The sequence below is a fragment of the Bacillus sp. L_1B0_5 genome (assembly GCF_000836715.1).
GTDB classification, from domain to species: Bacteria; Bacillota; Bacilli; order Bacillales; family Bacillaceae_G; genus Bacillus_A; species Bacillus_A thuringiensis_S.
Map to the genome: position 1 here is coordinate 21239 of NZ_JXIS01000052.1, position 18449 is coordinate 39687.

Genomic DNA, 18449 nt, shown 5'->3' on the forward strand with positions numbered 1-18449 from the left:
AACTATGATTAATAATGCAATAGTAGCTTGTTTTATACTATTACGAGTACAGATTCCTTACATACAATCTCCCTTCCTTACATTTAATACAAGCAAAAACTGTGCCAATCATATTTCTTATGCATGGCCAATATTCTTTTATAAATACTGTAGAATAAAATATACATAGGTGGTTCGGCAATGTATAAATCATTTGACACAAAATCTAATGTTTATGAAGAACAAATTCATTGAATGTTATAAGTTCATTAGCCAGTACATAATTTCCAACTAAAAACATCCCCAATTTTTAAATCTCTCAAAAAAAGGTAAACAAACATATTCCATAAAGCTAATATGTTCGTTTACCTTTTTCTATTTCAAATCAACAGCAAAATATCGTTGAATAAAAACAGCATGAATAAGTATTTTGTTATTCATTTCTCTTTTTCATATAATCTTTTTCACATTGCAAAGGCTTGAATTTCACTTTTTTCCCTTTCTTCTTTTTCGTTTTTATAACGAGCCATTCCCCTTTTTCAACGTCTAGTTTTAGGCGTTTCATTACATTGATATTATCTTTTTCTTTATAAAGTAAAAATGCTTCTTGCGCCCTCACAAATAAGCTGGGCTGTTCGCTAAATCCACCACTATCATAAATTTTAGTTAGCGAATTATAATAAGAATCATTTTCCTTTCCACCATACATCAAATGGGCAGCCTCCAGATCTCTTTTACTTACTTCCCAAAAACTATGTTCATCAATATTTAAATTAAATGTGGATTTAATGTCCTGTATTATATTCTTCACATACTTTTCATCTCGAACTTTTCTTTCTTCGAGACAATCCGAAGATAACCTTGGTGCATCTGATTGGGAATGTACAACGTGTTGTATCGATACACACAGAATAAATATGCTTAAAATGTAAAATATTTTTTTCATATTTACATATCACCTCAAATGATTTAGATACTATATCATTTGAGGCTTACAATATTCTTATACTAATAATGTAAAAGGCCCTATAATTTAGACTATTATAGGGCCTTTCCTTTTAATATTGCTTTATTAAATTCACCGGCGAAGCCAGTACCTTACTACTTTTCACATCATATAATCCTATAGGTGTTACTCGTATAAAAGGCAAGTGCGTCGCAGAAAAGAATAAAATTGTAAATGCTGGATCATCATACGCGTAGCCACGCTCTTGTAGTAATTTCACCATCTGTTTCTCTTCCTGTATTAATTCACTCATTTTTAAATTAGACATAATCCCGAGCAATGGTAATGCTATTTCGTGTAACACTTCATTGTTTTCTGCTACGACCATTCCACCACCGAGCTCTTTTACTCTACGAAAAGCTGTAAGCATATCTTCTTTACTTTTTCCAATGAGAATCATATCACCTGTGCCGGAATAAGAACTAGCAAGACCACCTAATTCTTTCGCAAAACCTTTTACAACTGTATTTACTCGCCAAGTACCATCACGAGCAATCATCATGAGGAAGCATTCATCATGATCTGTGGATAATTCATCACAGTCTATATTGATTTCACTAGTATATGGTTTTGTAATAACGTTATTTAATAAGTGTATCCCCGTTTTATTAGAGAAAATCATATCCTCTTTTTCTATTGACCAATCTAATGATAATGGAGTTACTTTATATTTACTCCAGTCTATATGTAATGCTTCATGCGTATTTACACCGTCACGCTTCACCCATTTCCCCTTTGCAAGGACACTAATTGGTACTGGGTTTTCTTTACTTTCTAAAATATTGATATTAGCAATTCTACCTGTCGCAATCGAACCATGTACATGTTCCATATTATAATAGCGAGCAATATTATAACTTGCCATATGGTATGCATCTATTACTGGCACTCCTTGTTTTATCGCGGTAGAAATCATTACGTTTGTCATTCCATTTTCATAAAACGAAGGATGTGAGCCGTCTGTAGTAAGTATAAATCTATCAAACTGTTTCACGCCTAATTCCAACAATTCTTTTAATAAAACTTCTAAATCCGGTCTAATGGAAGAATTTCTAAGAGAAACGGTGTAACCTTGCATAAGACGAGTGAAAGCTTCCTGCCCTGTCATCGCTTCATGATCACAATCTGTACCTAACAGTTTTAACTTCGCTAAAGTCGTTTCAGATGCACCTGGAAAATGGCCTTCTACTTTCTTCTGCAATCGCTTCGTTTCCTGCACCCAAGTTAACATTTCATCATCACCATGTAATAATTTTGGCCATGCTGTTAACTCCCCACCTTGAAGAACAGCTTCTTGTTTCAGCCATTCTATTATTTCTTTACTATTAAACAAAGATTCCCCGTTTTGCAATTCAGTCTGTCCATCAAAACGGCACCACCAATACATAGTAGCTGGAATCTTTTTAAATTCCTCTAATAAACGAAATGATTCTTCACGTTTTAATGTGAAAAATAGAGTTAAATTATCACTAATAAAAGTCGTTGTCCCAAATTGCATCGCATGATTTGCTAGCGTCTCTGGGTTATACAACTGATATGGATGTGCATGCGGTTCTATGTAACTGGGAACGACATACTTTCCATCACAATCAATGACTTCACATTTATATAGTTGCTCTGGCAACTTTTCTCCTACATATATAATACGGTCATCATAAATCCAAATATTTGCTTGCATCCATTCACGTATATAGGAATTTAAGTATGTTGCATTCTTTAATAATTTGTGTGGACTTCTTGTACCGTCTATTATTTCAACATGTTCTCGTAATTGCTTGTTACTCCATCTAAACTGATTTTGTCCCAATGTATTTCACTCCAAATCAATTTACTTTTTTATTAAAACAAAATAATTAACAAACTAAAGTATTATCCATTCATAACTCCCCTGTATAGCCCCTATACTTCTCATTATATGGAATACTCTCAAAAATAACAATTTTCAAAACAAACAACACCTCTTTGTCCCACAACAAAAAAGATGTCATGCAACTGACATCCTTTTTAAACTAAACTATAAGATTGAATTGCACTTTGAAATACACTTGTATCATATTTATGTTCTACATATACTTAATACCATATTATGAATGTTAATACTGTCCTTATTTGTGAAATTTAAAAAGCATCTCTTTTATTTACAGCTATTGCAGAAACCTATTCGCTTTTTCTTCATCTATTTATTAAATTCAACTTGCATCATTTTATCAAACTGTGTAAGAATATCAACCGGACCTAAAGAATTAACATTGACAGCAAATGTATGCTTGCCTCCAATTACTCCACCAGCAAAAGTCATAAACCCAGGAATTGATCCTCCGTGCCCCCATACTGAGACACCATTTGGAAGTTTAGTCTCATAGATTCCAAGACCATATCCATCCCCAACCCCTTTTCCTTCTACAGGAACTGTAGTAAGCATTTCTTTTAGCTCGCGTTCCTTCAGTAACTTACCACCGAGTAAAGATGAAAAGAATTTGTTTAAATCATCCGCATTAGAAATCATATCTCCAGCTGCATTAGCTAAACTCGGATTATAATACGTAATGTCTTTCAACTCGCCTGTTTCTTCCATTTTCACATATCCACGAGCATGATTCTTTCCTGGGATGACGGGTGAATTTCCTGGTAAAAACGTATTTGGCAAGTCCAGAGGTTCAATAATTCGCTTTTCAATTTCTTCCGCATAACTATTACCAGTTATTTTTTCAATAAGCATTCCCAATATTACATATCCTGTGTTTGAATACAACCAGTCTTTGCCGGGCGAGAAATCTGGAGGCAGAGAAAGGCCTATTTTCACTATTTCTTCTGCTGTATACGTTTTTTTCGAATTCATTACGTCAGCGTCTTTTGACTTTAAATATTCAGCGATACCACTCGTATGATTCAAAAGTTGTCGTATCGTAATTTGATTTCCATCATACCCATTTCCTTGCACGAGACCCGGCAGCCACTTTTCAATTGGATCGTCAAGTTGTACGCGATTTTCTCCTACTAATTGAAGAACAGTCGTGGCGGTAAAAGTTTTCGTCACACTACCAATCCGAAAGCGAAAATCCGATTTCACCGGTTTCTTTGTAATTAAATCCGCCACGCCAGCAGTATAACTATTAACTTTCCCTTTATTAGACGTCTTAGCTAATACCCCTGGTGCCCCAATTTGTATTGTTTCCTGCATTACTTGTTTCCATCCATTCCGATTCTTTTGATTAGGTTCTTGTGACGAATTAGAAATATTTTGAGTAGACTCTGCTTTCACAGTAAAACCAGGTGTAAATAAAGTAGTACCCGCTAATAAAACTGCTAAACTTGCCAACTTAATTTGATTACGTGTTTTCATAAGGCTTTCTCTCCTCTATTAATATCGTATTGATTCAAGCTATACTTTCATCCTATACGATAAATCTCTCTTTTTTCTTATTCATTCCTTACAAAATACTTACGTTTAAATTTAAATAGGGTAAATTGAGGTAGAGTTATGCATGCAAATAAAAAGAGAACATGTTTTCATTTTTTATGTAAACATGTTCTCATAAACATTTAAAATTCTATATCAACTTTTCATCCTATTCTTTACACAACTAATCTAAATTCCTTTTTACCAGCCCGCACTAGCATTCATACCATTTCCAATAATAGAAAGTAATAACGGCCATAATACTGGTCCTAATGTAAGAAATACATTTAGAAGTATGAGCATTCTATATCCAACGTTGAAATTGTGATTTTTACGATTAACAAATACTAAACTGATTAATGATATTATAGTCGTTAAAAATAATACTAACATTAGCAACCAATACCACACCATTAAACTAAGACTCCATGGTGTCAATAGCTCATGTATGATGCAAAATGAGATTCCTAATACTGCAAAACTAAAGCTAGTTACCGCTGTTTTTATAAGCCATTTATTTAATTTTTTATCGTATGTATTTTTACAGTATAAATCTATTAAAGTATATAAAGATAAATATGACATTAATACGCCTATCCAAGATAATAACCAATCACCGTCCCCTTGAAATAATAAGAACAGCAACCAACACATACCTACTGCTGAAAAAACAAAGGAAATAAGTATGCTTTTTAATACCGATTTCATTACATTTTCACACCCTTAAAAAATCAAAAATTAATTATAATTTATAAAAATTAAGTATAGGTTAACATGTAATGAAGTATAAGTAAATAAAGTTAATTTACAGTTAATTTCATTTTCTTATTTGAAGGCAGTTTTATATTTGAAAATGATTCATGATAATCAAATTTCTATACTAAAAAGTAAAGGTGGATATTTACATATCCACCTTCCCATCTCCCTCTACCCACTTCATTATTTTTTCCACATCTAACTCCGTATACGTCTTTTCACCATAACGAACAGACTCATATAGCGAAGTAATATTTCTCGTTCTACTAATTCTTTTTAACCACTGTTGCATCGTTTCATAGGATCTTCTCTGTTCATGAAATGGTAATGTTCTTTCCCATTCAACTAACGTTTTTCTTATCGTATCTGTCGGTAACGGCTGTTCAAACTGATGCTTCACTTTCTTGTTCTTTTCAGTTCTATCCGTGTTTTCTTTTGTTATCGATTGTTTATCCTGTTGTATTTCTGATTTCGTTACCTTTTTCCTCAATAATTTATAAAAAACATATAGAATAACCACTGCAATAATTACATAAAAAACGACACTAATCCATGAATTTGAAAGAACAGAAAACACATCAGTCCATGAATTTTTTCGTACAAAAAGTGGAATTTCCCTATCTATTTTTGTTCTTGTATCTACAACTCCTGTTTCTTCATCTATAATTCTTTCAGGTTCATCAAACTGTGAGTCTACACTAGTAAAATCATAATTTCTTTCTGATATTGTCTCCGTCTTACTAGAAAAAAGCCCTTTTACTATGTCTTGTACATGCACAACACCTTGTGAAAACGTTATCGCACTAACCGTAAAGAAAAGTAGTATTAATACTCTAACACTCCACAACTTTACTTCCATATGTCTCTCTTTATTAACCATGACATAAACCCCTTCTTATTCTTTAATTACAATCCATTTATTCGTTCTACTGTATTTCTTTGGTGAAGTACCAATAATTAAAGGAACCGCATCCAGTTCCTTTCGACGAAAACCAGCTGTGTAAAAGTAAGAAGAAGATATAGGCGTATCTTGGTCTGATATCGAGGCAAGTACCCTTAATACATTTTGCAAATGTTTCCGATTATCCCCATTTTTTATATGTAGCAAACCGTTATCTTTTACACTATTGATCCATACTTCAAACGAACAGTTTTGCATAAGAAGTTGTTTGCATATACCCGCTGTTAATTCAATTAGTTCCTCTGTATCATTTCGCAAAGAAACACCACTTTTATTTTGCAAGTTGAGATAAATCGCGTATTTATCACATTGTGTTCGCTCATACTTTTTCGCAATTATCATCCCTGCTTTCGCTGTTGCACTCCAGTGGATGGAACGAAAATCTTCATTTTCATAAGACTTTACTCCCATTACTTTCGTTTCATCATATAAGGGTGAAGAAATCGCTTTTCGAAATCCTCGTAACCATTCTTGTAATTCAGGAACTTGTATTTTCGGAACAGCTGGTAAGACTAAATAAGAGGGCGTATCAACTTGTTTATATGTTATATGGTTCGTTATAAATCCAAAGAGATCAGTAATAACAATTTCAACTTCTTCCCATTTCGCGATGCCTCTTTTTAACGCTACAGCTTGAAAATCAAATGAAACTGACTCCCTTCCTTTTAAATTAAAATTCATATAATAATTTGAACCTGTACTATGATTTTTGTTTATTTCATCATGATTCCAAGTTAGCTTATTTTCACATTTAAATCGAAATACGATATTAAGAATAGGAAATATCGACCTGTTTGAAATTTTCATTTTGCACATATTCGTTTCACCTATAAAAACATTCGAATTCCCTTGACTGTATTCCCATACAACACGAGATACTTTACGCATGTATACATGCATAGCACCTATTAAAATTACATATAAAAATGCGAGAGATAAAAACAGTAGATTACTTGAAAATACACTTAAAATAACGGCTACAACTGACATAACCCCCATTACGAAAGGCTCCGCTAAAGGTGTATACACAAGCTGTTGATTCATCGTACATTCTCCACTGGCACACTAATCGTATGAAGAATTTCTTTCATAATTTGTTCTTTCGTCGTTTTCATCTCTCTCTCAATTGTTAACGTTAAACGATGAGCACAAACGGATGCAGCGAGCGTCTTAATATCATCTGGCGTACAATAATCTCTTTCATTTAATATTGCACGTGCTTGAATCGCTCTCATAAATGCCAACGTTCCCCGGGGGCTTACACCAATTTCAATTAACTCATGGTTACGAGTTGCTTCAATAATTTCAAGAAGATAATCTTGCACATCATTCCCTACTAACACTTCTCTTGCACGCTTTTGCATCGTAATAATTTCTTCACTTGAAATAATAGAATGTAACGTTTCTAATGGATCATTCATTTGAAACCGATTCATCATTTCCTTTTCAGCTTCTCTCGTAGGATAACCTTGGCGTATTGTGAGTAAAAACCGGTCTAACTGAGCATCTGGTAAAGGAAATGCGCCCGCTGATTCGAGTGGATTTTGCGTTGCTATAACTAAAAAAGATTCTGGTAATGAATATGTCTGTTTCGCAATTGTAACAGTACGCTCTTCCATAACCTCAAGTAACGAAGATTGTGTTCTCGGTACAGCTCGATTAATTTCATCCACTAATACGATATTTGCAAAAATAGGACCTAATCTCGTTTTAAAATCCGATTCCTTCACATGAAAATATTCAAGGCCAATAACATCTCCAGGCAAAGTATCCGCTGTAAATTGTATTCTTTGAAATTTAGCGTCCACACTTTTAGCCAAACTTTTCGCTAATGTTGTTTTTCCTGTCCCAGGTACATCCTCTAATAAAATGTGTCCTCTTGCTATAAGAGCTATAGCTGCCAGTTCAATCGATTCATCTTTTCCTATAATAACTTTCGAAATATTGTTAGTAATCTTGTTTAATGTACTCATATATTATCTACACCTTTTAATTTTCTAAAAATTAAGAATATATTTTTTCCAAATTATAACATGTAATTCGAAGATGAAATATAGTGAAAATGAATCTTTTATTTTTTCTTCATTGCACGCAAAAAAGCACCTATTGCCGTATATTTACAATGAGGTGCTTAACTCAATCCAACAGCCTTCTTTCCCTCTAATTTTTAGTAACAATACATCCTTTTTTCTCCCACGCATGCATTATTTTCAATTAACTAGTAAAATGCATTCTAATATTACATATAATGAAAACTATTTCTATTTTATCGTTATAGAACTTCCTCTACATCGACACTCTCAATCTTTACTTCATACATATTTGGGATGTTTGCTTCTTTTGGTACCCATGCATAATAATTTTGATCATTCTCTAACATAAATTGAATTAACTTTGTTTCTGATCCATTCCAGAAATTTTTAAGATTATCAATGTAGTCCTCTAAATCTTCTTTATAGTCCAATTGTAATATATAATCTCTTACCGTCAGGGCAAACACAATTAAACTTCCTAATAGATTTTTTTGCTCATTTTCTTCTTCATACTCTTGTGGTAAGAACCACACTTGACCTATTCCTATTGTTTTTTTGTATTTCTCATAAAAACTACTATCATCCATATTCTCATAATCATGTATTAATTCATTGACTAATGAATGCCATTTTGGCGGAATAATATTTTCCAATGCAGGATTATGTTCAATTCCTTCTACTATATCCTCGATTTCTTCTGTCTCATCTTCATAGTGATATTCACTTAGGTCTATATGCTTGAATTTCATTTCATTTTTATAATGTGCCAAATCATATGGATAATGGTTATTACCTTTTAAACTTGTATCATCAAGTTCGAGTATCTTTACTATTGCAGCTGTCTCAAAGCTCCAATACCCTACATATCCAGGTTCTTTATGCGCATTTTTCCATTCATAATCATAATGGCCTTTAAACCATTCTTTCTCCATGTACGTTTGTAATCTTTTAGATGCTTCTTTTTTATCTGTTTGTGCAAGTTCTATAATCTCTCTCGTTTTTGCATATGGATTTTCTTTATAATATCTATTCGTCACTTTTGTGTATCCGATATCACTAGCGCATAAGAGGAAATCAATTACTGCGTCGTTCACATTTTTTTTATCAACTATCTTTTTTAATCTTTCTATATTCTTTTTATCCGTCTCTAACAAAATTCCTAAAGAAATTATCCAAAGCATATATATATAACCCACTTTGCTAGTCCCTGTATGCTCTAAATCATCCATTGCATTATAAAAATATACTTCCATTGTGCTAATGTCTTCTCCTAAAGAATACATTGCTCTAATGTCGTTCATCTCATGTATAAAATTCCTTAAATATCTTCCTTCTATAATACTTATATTATCTTTAGGCTTTCTTTGTATACCATTCTTTTCATCTTCTTCTAAACTTCTAATCTCCTCTCTATTATCTTCAATAAACTTTTTATGGAGTTCTATTCCTTTTTTACATTTTTCTTCTATGCACAATTGATCTCTCATTCTATTTAATTCCTCCTAGCTTCTAAATTATGGCCATTCTCCAATATTGTTTCCTTCTTCATCTAACCTATATGTTTTTACGTTTCCACTACTATCGACTTTTGATAATACTCTTTCAACTTCACTATCTTCCAATGCATTCGCAATCTTTTCTGCTAATACTTCATCTCCATCAACAGCTTTCAATATTCTACTTTTTCCAGTTTCAGAACCGTTCAACCAATCATTTGACATTTGTCGTCCATCTTTAGTTTTCCCCAATTGTGAACTACCAAACTTAGCTTCATCAATAACATATTTAATATTTGAATTTGGATTTGCATTTTCGTATAATCCATCAATTCCTTTTACTATTTTATCATTTATACCTGTTGGTGCACTTTTTCCGACTGGCTTTAAATCAAATCCAGCTTCTTTTAAACTTTGATTATTCAATAAATTGTCACTAGATTTTATTTCACCATAATTCCCTTTTTGCTTATTTGTAGCTGTTTTTGCATCAAAATTGTCTACATTTGTATTTTTGTTACTGCTAGGTTTACCCTTACCACCATCTTTAGACTTCGCAAACTTATAAAAAGCTTCTAATAATTCGCCTTGAGGTATTTTAGTTACAATAGTTCCACCAACACTAGAGAATGCATAGGAAGCATTTCTCTTAAATGATTGTAACATTTCAAGGGTAGGCTTCAATTCTTTTGCTAGTTTTACTGCATTAGCAAATGTACTTACTCCACTTTATGCTTTTGCTCCTTTTGCGATATGTCCTACTTTATTTAGTACCTTATCGCCTAATATTGTGGTAGCTATTTGCGTTAATCTCAGGAGTAATATAATATTTGTTTTAAAATGGTAGAAAAAGAAATCAACACTTATGAATTGTAGTTTCATTTAATAGATAACTATTATTCTGTAAGTTTTGTCGCTATATTTGAATATCAATTTACTATTATAAGTTTTGATTTACATGTGAAATCTTCAAAAAGTAAAACCTTTTAGTTTACTAAAAAACCTTGAAAGGCATTTAGCCAGTCAAGGTTTTTAACTTACTTTAAAAAATCTAATATTGAATTTACACTTTCTTCAAAACGACTTGGGTTTCTTTCTTTAATACTAGTTAATTGAGAAACAACATATTTCTGAATATCATTGTTTAATGTAGGGATGATTTTTTTATAAATATTCCTCGATGGTTCATGATTCAATATTCTTTTGTGAAGTATCTTTAACCATTCCTTAGCATGAGGAATCATCTTAGGAATAGAATTAGCTAACACTTTCAGTGAAACTTCAGAACTAACAATCTTGTCATACGACTCTATAGCATGAATTAAACCAAACATTACTTCATCATTTTCAGTTAAATCATCAAAGCCTTGACACAATACTTCTATATGGTTAACATCCTCCATTTCTAAAATATTCCCAATAGATTTTTCAAATTTTTCTACTTCATTCTCATCTCTTAATAAACGATTATTCTTTAATTCGGTAAGTTCGACTAAAATGTCCAACTTTCCCCACCTCCTATTGTCTGTCAAAAATATTTGGGTACTTTGTTTTATTTAATTTTATTACTTCTAATAGTCCTGAACGTATCTCAGGAGTGTAAAGTCCTTCTTTTATATAAATATTCCTTGCATCAATTATCTCCCGAGCTAAAGCATCACGTGGTTCACGGTTAAGTTAGGCACCTAATTTCTTTCCAGTCAGTTTGACGGTTTCTTCCCCTTTTTCCTGGATGATGGTGTTCCATATCCATACTTACTCCATCATTTTTATCATGATACCCCTGTTGCCTGAGCCACTTGTTCTGAGTTTATCTAGTCTAGTGAATCAGTAAATCCAGCTATACTCTCCGATTTTTGACTTGGAGAAAACGCATAAACTGCACTTGAATTTTCAAGTATATCTTTTACCGCTTTTGGATTATCCATAGGATTATTCTTATAGGCAAATCTAGTATCAGCCTTACCCTATGTTGTAATCTTAAAATAAAAAGCACTTGTTGCCTTTAATTGACATCAAGTGCTTTAAGTTCATATGTTTTTAAGTAACATAAATTTGTAAGTATTGTAGTAGTTATCATGACACCTTTTGTATGTTATGACAATTACTACGTTAAACCTTACGAGTTTGTACGAGTTCGTTAGTTTTATGCCCATTCCATGTCTTTATATTCGTCGTACAGTAAAATGTCATCTCGCCTAAGCTCGTACTTCTTTTTCTATTCTATCATTCACAGTACTCCATGATGGTTCAACTATCATAGAGTACCTACTTTCAAACACCTTTTCACTTTCTTATCCCACTTAAAAGACTCTCTTTTTCACTCTTGATCATCATAAGCATCTCCAAGTGATTCAAATTCACTCTTTAGCCAATACCAATATTGTCCATTGTTCTTAATAAGTTTTTCAAGTAAGTCAGTGAATGAAGTTGCGATAATTTGCGTCTCTCCAACTATTCCATGTCGATCAAAGAAACTATCATAACATCTACCTAATCTCTCTTCACTAAGATCTATTGTTAAATATTCATCCTTGCCATCATTGCATATAATATACCAATTTGATGAAATATCTTCTTCACATAACTCTCCTACAATTACGGGATTAGCCAAAATAAACTCCTCTGGGGTAATAATTTGAATAGAATATTCCTCATTTTCAAATAAAGTTAGACCACCACAAAGACTATAAAACTCTTTTAAATCATCTGGTAGCATATGCTTATTCTTATCAATTATCGGTAATTCTGTAGGCTCCTGAACTCGACAATTAGGTAATGATTTTACTTTTTTAATCAACTGATTAATATTTTCCATCTGAACTACTCCCTAAAATTATATTGATTAAAAGCCCTATAATATTCTTGCCTAGCTAAACGTGGTACATTCGCAGCATCAAACATTTTTTCCGTCAATTCTTGTATTTCCTTTGGTGAAACAGATTTCCAATCTACTTTACCTCCAACCTTTTTCCCTGTTTTATCAAAGAGCCATTGCCTATAAACAGCTTTAGTAGCATTGTGTTGCTCTTTAGTTAAAGCTATAGTTGGAGTATTCGCCCCTCTACTAACATAATCGGGGACATTATGTTTAGCCCATACATCCATAACGCCATGATGATTTTCTAGTGGTGAATTGCTTGGCCTATACGGTACTACATCGTATGGTTCTGTAGTCTTACCCGTACCCTTAGTAACCCCCACACTCCCAGACGTTGCTTTCTTCACATCTCCAACCTTTTTTAAATCATGAAGTTTATCAACTATTTTTACACCCTTTCCATATGGGGACATCATTCCAACTGCTAGGAGTTTTTCACCATAGGTAGCTTCTGAGTCAAAGAGTGTGAAAAGATCACCAAAGAGAAAATCGAATCCAAACTTCGCCACACCGATTAAAAAAGGATCGAGTACTGGCCTTCTACCACCGACTGGCTGGCCAAAGATGTTATGCTCCATTTCATAATCATCGGTTTCAACATGGAAATCCTCACCTATATTCCCTTTTATTGTACCATTTTTAATCCCTTCAAGATATTTTTGTGTCGCTTGTATCTCTTCTTTTGTAAATCTATTGTTGATAGATTGATTTTCGCTACTTATTCCTTCCGTTTCGTTATACACATTGTGCTCTAAGTCTACGCTTTTTCCAATACCATTGTCAGATTTCCGTATTTTCTCTTCTATAGTTATTTGAATTTGCTTTGCCCATTCCATATTTAACCTTTCACTATGAAACGTACCACTCACAGGACTAAATCCTTTCCCGCTTTGCACTTCAGAGAGTCCGGCTGTGATGCTAGCTGCTAATTGGAGGGCGGTGCTGTAGTTGTTGCTGGATGAATGATTGAATTCATATAAATGCTCTAGTTTTTCTTCCAGTTTTTTTCTCATTTCTCTTAATACCGTTACAATTGCGTCTACTCCAGGCATCGGTGTAAGTACTTCGATTGCTTCTATACTTGCAATCGATTGATTAATTTCCTGTATTTGTTGTCTTATTTCATGTTCGATCACATCTGTTGAAGCAACTTTTGCTTGGAACTCATTTAGGAATGCTTCGTTTTGGCGAATTAATTCTTCACATAAGCATATGATTCCTTGCGCTAATGGCCGAAATGTTTGGACAAGGTAGGCTTTTGCACTACTGTATGTTTGTCCTTGTAATACTGTATCTACCGCAAATGCATCAATAGATTGAATGGCTTGTTCCATACTTTGAATCGTAGCATTACATATAGCGTTCATACTTTGAGTTTGACTTTGTACTTCTCCCAAATACATGTTTAAACTCATGTATTGGCCTCCCTTTGTAGTTGCTGCTGTTCAGAGGAAAGGTCATTTTCTTTCTCGCTGAGATGCCGTTTTTCTTTAAGCAACGTCTCTTTTTCGTTTTCTAATTCGAATGTAAGTTTTCTTTCGTACTGCCCGATCTCTTGCCGCATATTCGTAAAAAGGTGAAACACTTCTTTGTCGCCATACCAAGTTTCTAGTATTCGGTTAAATAAACGATTATTTCTATTTTTCCATTCATGAAAACTAGCCTCAGCTCGTTCTTGATTTTGCAGCGCGATTCGGTTTTCATTTTGTTCTTCAAATATAATTCGTAATTTTTGATTACATTGACTGATTCTCGTTTCAATTTCTTGACTCATCTTTTCTCCCTACCTTTTCCCCTTTACGTAGGTTGTTACATTATTGAAAAGTCTTTTGAAGTCCGGTATCCATTTTCTCAAATTCATTTGCTACGGAATGGATATTATCAATTGTTTGTTGAAAAGCAGTACAAAATTGTGTCGTGATCTGTAAATTTTGTTGATTTGCTTCTTGTGCCTTGAAGTTCACAGTTAGTGTAGTACGCGTTGCCTTATTTATAGAGCGACTAGTAGCACTTTTCATTCTATCTGAAGCATTTCTCATTTTCGTTGCAAGTTGCGTTGCCGTATGCAAATTACTTTGAAATTCTCCCATTACTTGCTCCCCTCTACCTTTTATTTACAAGAAAATTATAACACGGAAAAATATCCCAATAAACCAAATGTTCGAATTTAACATACAATTCACCACAGTTACTGAGGATACGAGCAACACTTATCAATCAACATAACTGAGTCCAAAATGGATTCTACTTATACAAAAAAGATGACTTCAGCCATATGCTAAAGTCATCTTTTTCTACCTTATTATTTTACTAACTCTCCATTATAAGCTTTTATATCAAGAGGAGCAGTTAAAAATTGTGCTGCTTTACTAACGAAAGATGTGAAGTGTTCACTCGTATTATGGCTCGCAACTGCTGCTTCATCTTTCCATACTTCTACCATCGTATAAACACTTTCTTTTTCTGTATCTTTATATAAGTCATAAGATACATTTCCACTTTCTTCTCTTGAACCATGAATGAGTGGCTGAATTTCTTCTAAAAATGCTTGTTGTTTTGCTGGATCTACTTGAAATATTGCGTGAATAATAATCATGGTGTTTCCCCTTTCATATTCCACTTATTTCTTTAAAATTACTTCCACTCTGCAACTTTTTCAATTGGAAGACGTACTGATTGGTAACCACTGTCAGCAGCTTTTCCGATTGAAATTAACATAACTGGTACGTGACGGTCTTTATCTAGTCCGAAAGCTTCTGCGATTTGATCTTTCTCAAAACCACCAATTGGACAAGTGTCATAGCCGTGCGCACGAGCTGCTAACATAAATTGCATTGCTACAAGACCACCGTCAATTAGTACTGTGTCTTTCATTACTTCTGGTGTAACCATAGAGAAGTAAGCTGAAAGTTTTTTCATTTGATCTTCTTTTACTTCTGCTGGCATAAGTCCACGCTCTACTGCTGTACCGTAAATTTCTTCTGCGTTATCAAAGTTGTTTAAATCACCAAATAAAGCAATCATTGCTGAAGACGTTTCTACTTGAGATTGATTGAATTTCGCAAGTGGCGCAAGTGTTGCTTTCGCTTCGTCACTTTCAATCACTACGAATCTCCATGGTTGCATGTTTACTGAAGATGGTGCAAGTGTTGCTTCTGTAAGAATTTCTGTCATTTCTTCTTTGCTAATTTTCACTGAAGGGTCGTACTTACGAATTGAACGACGTCCTGTTAAAATTTCGTTAAAATCATTTGTTTTTACTGAGTTAGTCATAGTTGTATTCTCCCTTTTTTATAATTCTTTTATATTTTCTTGAATGTGATTTAACATATTTAAAAGATTATCGCGTTCTTCCTCACTTAATCCTTTAAATGCAGATGCGGCAAAACGTTCTTTTTCCTCTTGAAACGCCTGAATTTTATTTCGTCCCTCTTCAGTAAGAGAAACTAACGTAATTCTGTTATCATCTGGATTTTTACGTCTTACAATCATTTCATTGGCCTCAAGCTGCTTTAAATGCCTTGTTATCGCAGCATTATCAATATTCACTTCTTGCTGAAGTGCTTTTTGACTAATTTCACCTACTTCAAATAATTGAAGTATAAGCTCTAATCGAGACTGGCTCATACCCGTACACCCTTCAAATTTCGAACTTACTTCTTTATTTAGAAAGTGTAATTTATATAAAATAATCGCTTCTTTTGAGCATGAACTTGTCAAATTAACCCTCCTTTACAATCAAAATAAAAACATTTGATGTATCAATAGTTGATATGTCAATTAATATAATCTATATCGATTTAGAATGCAAGCATTTTGTTTTCATTTTATTTTTTCCAAATTAAGGCGCTTTGTAGCGTTACAAATAATGTTAATTGCACTATAATAGTAATAATTTAAATGACTGGAGAGTGATTGATAATGCGGCAATACACAAATAGAAATGAGGAAATGAAAATGGAAAATGAAATGAGGATATTCACAAATGACAACAATAAATATAGGGATTGTCGCGCACGTAGACGCTGGCAAGACGAGTTTGACTGAGCGTATTCTTTATGAAACGAATGTGATTAAAGAAATTGGCCGAGTTGATAGTGGTAATACACAAACTGACTCAATGGAATTAGAAAGACAACGCGGAATTACGATTAAAGCATCTGTCGTTTCTTTCTTTATTGATGATGTAAAAGTAAATGTCATTGATACACCTGGACACGCTGATTTTATCGCTGAAGTGGAGCGATCATTCCGCGTTCTAGACGGTGCGATTTTAGTTATCTCTGCCGTTGAAGGTGTGCAAGCACAAACAAAAATTTTAATGCGAACATTACAGAAACTAAACATACCGACTATTTTATTCGTTAATAAAATTGATCGTAGTGGAGCAAACACTGAAAAAGTTATGAAACAAATAAAAGAGGTTCTTTCAAATGAAGCATTCCCCTTCTATTCTGTTCTAAACGAAGGAACGAAAGAAGCCCGGATCATTGAATACAAATCATATGACGGTTGTATGGAACTGTTAGCATCATTTAATGAATCATTACTTGAATCATATGTAAATAACGAAATAATACCGGACGCACTATTAAGAGAAAAACTAGAACAGCAAATACAGCAAGCAAATGTGTATCCAATCTTTTTCGGTTCAGCAATGACAGGTATAGGAGTAACTGAAATACTTGAAAAACTTCCGGCCCTAATGCCAGCTCTTACATCGGCACAAGAGGAACCATTATCCGGTGTTGTTTTTAAAATTGAACGTGAACCTTCTGGAGAAAAGGTTGCGTATATAAGAGTTTTTTCAGGTAGCTTACATGTTAGAAAATATGTTGATATACAGCGCTGTAAATCTCTATCCCATAAAGAAAAGATTAAAAAACTGTGCCTATTTCATAATGGAGATGCCGTTCAAACTACTACCGTTCCTAGTAGTGAATTTTGTAAAGTGTGGGGACTGAATGATATTAAAATTGGTGATATTATTGGTGAACGTACGGATTATATAAAAGATATTCACTTTGCCGAACCACAAATGGAAGCTTCCATTGATGCAGTATCAAAAGAAAGAATTCATGATTTATACGCTGCACTTATGGAGCTATGTGAAGAAGATCCACTTATTAAAGTGTGGAAAGATGATGTTCATAATGAACTATACATTCGCCTTTTCGGTGAGGTACAAAAAGAAATAATTGAAACAACACTTTATGAGAAATATAATTTGCAAGTTACTTTTTCAAATACGCGAGTTGTATGTATCGAGAAACCAATTGGCTTAGGCAATTCTGTTGAAGTAATGGGTGAAAAAGAGAATCCATTTTACGCAACAGTCGGATTCAAAGTTGAACGTGGTGAACTTAACTCTGGCGTAACATATCACTTAGGGGTTGAACTCGGATCACTACCTTTAGCATTCCATAAAGCGATTGAAGATACGGTATTTCAAACGTTAAAACAAGGTTTATATGGTTGGGAAGTTACAGATATTATCGTCACATTAACACATACCGGTTATGCTAGTCCTGTTACAACAGCGAGTGACTTTAGAAACTTAACACCGCTCGTATTAATGGATGCTTTAAAGCAAGCTGAAACACATGTATATGAACCAATAAACGAGTTTGAATTAACTGTACCGGAGCACGCAATTAGTACCGCGATGTATAAGCTCGCTGCCGTTCCAGCAACTTTTGCAGAGCCTATATTCAATTACAATTCTTATCAGTTAACAGGATCATTACCTGTTGCGAAAACAGAGAGTTTCAAACGAATACTACATTCATTTACAGAAGGAGAAGGCATATTTACAACGAAGCCAGCTGGTTTCACAAAGCTTATGGCTCCCTTCCCTACTCGAAAACGTGTTGATTATAATCCGCTGAACCGGAAAGATTATTTGCTTCATGTGTTGAAGGCTTATTAAAAGTAAAA

The 18449-nt window shown here is 33.6% G+C and carries 17 protein-coding genes and 1 pseudogene; 1 reads left to right on the forward strand and 17 read right to left on the reverse strand.

The window, feature by feature from the left end; translation table 11 throughout:
• Window positions 1–412: 412 nt before the first annotated feature.
• From RT27_RS18580 to RT27_RS18660, 17 genes and pseudogenes are all read right to left on the reverse strand, one after another.
• Window positions 413–925, reverse strand: coding sequence for a hypothetical protein (locus RT27_RS18580; protein ID WP_000719367.1), 513 nt, complete (start codon window positions 923–925; stop codon window positions 413–415).
• A 112-nt stretch (window positions 926–1037) separates the two neighbouring features.
• Entirely contained in the window at window positions 1038–2792 is a 1755-nt protein-coding gene (locus RT27_RS18585; RefSeq protein ID WP_043936963.1) for an adenine deaminase C-terminal domain-containing protein, read from the reverse strand.
• 369 nt (window positions 2793–3161) lie between these two features.
• Complete coding sequence (locus RT27_RS18590) at window positions 3162–4328, reverse strand: serine hydrolase domain-containing protein (protein ID WP_043936964.1); 1167 nt, start codon at window positions 4326–4328, stop codon at window positions 3162–3164.
• A 258-nt stretch (window positions 4329–4586) separates the two neighbouring features.
• Window positions 4587–5093, reverse strand: a complete 507-nt coding sequence (locus RT27_RS18595) for a DUF3902 family protein (RefSeq protein WP_043936966.1) — start codon at window positions 5091–5093, stop codon at window positions 4587–4589.
• 193 nt (window positions 5094–5286) lie between these two features.
• Window positions 5287–6021 (reverse strand): hypothetical protein, encoded by a 735-nt coding sequence (locus tag RT27_RS34835; RefSeq protein ID WP_043936968.1) that lies wholly within the window; start codon window positions 6019–6021, stop codon window positions 5287–5289.
• A gap of 15 nt (window positions 6022–6036) precedes the next feature.
• A complete protein-coding gene (locus RT27_RS18605; RefSeq protein ID WP_043936969.1) occupies window positions 6037–7146 on the reverse strand; it encodes a DUF58 domain-containing protein in 1110 nt (369 codons plus the stop codon).
• Entirely contained in the window at window positions 7143–8075 is a 933-nt protein-coding gene (locus RT27_RS18610; protein WP_043936971.1) for a MoxR family ATPase, read from the reverse strand. The genes RT27_RS18605 and RT27_RS18610 overlap by 4 nt, the downstream gene beginning before the upstream one ends.
• A 299-nt stretch (window positions 8076–8374) precedes the next feature.
• A complete protein-coding gene (locus tag RT27_RS18615) occupies window positions 8375–9622 on the reverse strand; it encodes a PoNi-like cognate immunity protein (protein ID WP_043936973.1) in 1248 nt (415 codons plus the stop codon).
• A gap of 27 nt (window positions 9623–9649) precedes the next feature.
• Window positions 9650–10441, reverse strand: a pseudogene (locus RT27_RS33715) (cytoplasmic protein); the annotation flags it as partial.
• Window positions 10442–10668: 227 nt separating this feature from the next.
• Window positions 10669–11136, reverse strand: a complete 468-nt coding sequence (locus RT27_RS18625; protein WP_043936975.1) for an Imm30 family immunity protein — start codon at window positions 11134–11136, stop codon at window positions 10669–10671.
• Between the two features lie 815 nt (window positions 11137–11951).
• Complete coding sequence (locus RT27_RS18630; RefSeq protein ID WP_043936976.1) at window positions 11952–12449, reverse strand: SMI1/KNR4 family protein; 498 nt, start codon at window positions 12447–12449, stop codon at window positions 11952–11954.
• A gap of 5 nt (window positions 12450–12454) precedes the next feature.
• The gene (locus RT27_RS18635; protein WP_043936978.1) at window positions 12455–13927 is read right to left on the reverse strand and encodes a T7SS effector LXG polymorphic toxin; all 1473 of its coding nucleotides are present in this window, start codon (window positions 13925–13927) and stop codon (window positions 12455–12457) included.
• Window positions 13924–14286: a DUF3958 family protein gene (locus tag RT27_RS18640; RefSeq protein WP_029442674.1), complete on the reverse strand. Its 363-nt coding sequence runs from the start codon at window positions 14284–14286 to the stop codon at window positions 13924–13926. The genes RT27_RS18635 and RT27_RS18640 overlap by 4 nt, the downstream gene beginning before the upstream one ends.
• Before the next feature lie 40 nt (window positions 14287–14326).
• Window positions 14327–14602, reverse strand: coding sequence for a TIGR04197 family type VII secretion effector (locus RT27_RS18645; protein WP_043936979.1), 276 nt, complete (start codon window positions 14600–14602; stop codon window positions 14327–14329).
• Between the two features lie 212 nt (window positions 14603–14814).
• Window positions 14815–15108, reverse strand: a complete 294-nt coding sequence (locus tag RT27_RS18650; RefSeq protein WP_000583804.1) for a putative quinol monooxygenase — start codon at window positions 15106–15108, stop codon at window positions 14815–14817.
• A 38-nt stretch (window positions 15109–15146) separates the two neighbouring features.
• Window positions 15147–15785, reverse strand: coding sequence for a nitroreductase family protein (locus RT27_RS18655; protein WP_016122744.1), 639 nt, complete (start codon window positions 15783–15785; stop codon window positions 15147–15149).
• A gap of 18 nt (window positions 15786–15803) precedes the next feature.
• Window positions 15804–16232 carry a MarR family transcriptional regulator gene (locus RT27_RS18660; RefSeq protein WP_000204162.1) on the reverse strand — a complete coding sequence of 143 codons (429 nt, stop codon included), beginning with the start codon at window positions 16230–16232 and terminating at the stop codon, window positions 15804–15806.
• Between the two features lie 265 nt (window positions 16233–16497).
• Between RT27_RS18660 and RT27_RS18665 the strand changes: the two genes are divergently transcribed.
• Window positions 16498–18441: a TetM/TetW/TetO/TetS family tetracycline resistance ribosomal protection protein gene (locus tag RT27_RS18665; protein WP_043936983.1), complete on the forward strand. Its 1944-nt coding sequence runs from the start codon at window positions 16498–16500 to the stop codon at window positions 18439–18441.
• The last annotated feature ends 8 nt before the right edge of the window (window positions 18442–18449 follow it).

Excerpts from the sequence above, each read along its gene's own strand:
- RT27_RS18580 (WP_000719367.1), bottom strand. The coding sequence starts at position 925 with ATGAAAAAAATATTTTACATTTTAAGCATATTTATTCTGTGTGTATCG.
- RT27_RS18590 (WP_043936964.1), bottom strand. The coding sequence starts at position 4,328 with ATGAAAACACGTAATCAAATTAAGTTGGCAAGTTTAGCAGTTTTATTA.
- RT27_RS18595 (WP_043936966.1), bottom strand. The coding sequence starts at position 5,093 with ATGAAATCGGTATTAAAAAGCATACTTATTTCCTTTGTTTTTTCAGCA.
- RT27_RS34835 (WP_043936968.1), bottom strand. The coding sequence starts at position 6,021 with ATGGTTAATAAAGAGAGACATATGGAAGTAAAGTTGTGGAGTGTTAGA.
- RT27_RS18605 (WP_043936969.1), bottom strand. The coding sequence starts at position 7,146 with ATGAATCAACAGCTTGTGTATACACCTTTAGCGGAGCCTTTCGTAATG.
- RT27_RS18610 (WP_043936971.1), bottom strand. The coding sequence starts at position 8,075 with ATGAGTACATTAAACAAGATTACTAACAATATTTCGAAAGTTATTATA.
- RT27_RS18615 (WP_043936973.1), bottom strand. The coding sequence starts at position 9,622 with ATGAGAGATCAATTGTGCATAGAAGAAAAATGTAAAAAAGGAATAGAA.
- RT27_RS18630 (WP_043936976.1), bottom strand. The coding sequence starts at position 12,449 with ATGGAAAATATTAATCAGTTGATTAAAAAAGTAAAATCATTACCTAAT.
- RT27_RS18635 (WP_043936978.1), bottom strand. The coding sequence starts at position 13,927 with ATGAGTTTAAACATGTATTTGGGAGAAGTACAAAGTCAAACTCAAAGT.
- RT27_RS18640 (WP_029442674.1), bottom strand. The coding sequence starts at position 14,286 with ATGAGTCAAGAAATTGAAACGAGAATCAGTCAATGTAATCAAAAATTA.
- RT27_RS18645 (WP_043936979.1), bottom strand. The coding sequence starts at position 14,602 with ATGGGAGAATTTCAAAGTAATTTGCATACGGCAACGCAACTTGCAACG.
- RT27_RS18650 (WP_000583804.1), bottom strand. The coding sequence starts at position 15,108 with ATGATTATTATTCACGCAATATTTCAAGTAGATCCAGCAAAACAACAA.
- RT27_RS18655 (WP_016122744.1), bottom strand. The coding sequence starts at position 15,785 with ATGACTAACTCAGTAAAAACAAATGATTTTAACGAAATTTTAACAGGA.
- RT27_RS18665 (WP_043936983.1), top strand. The coding sequence starts at position 16,498 with ATGACAACAATAAATATAGGGATTGTCGCGCACGTAGACGCTGGCAAG.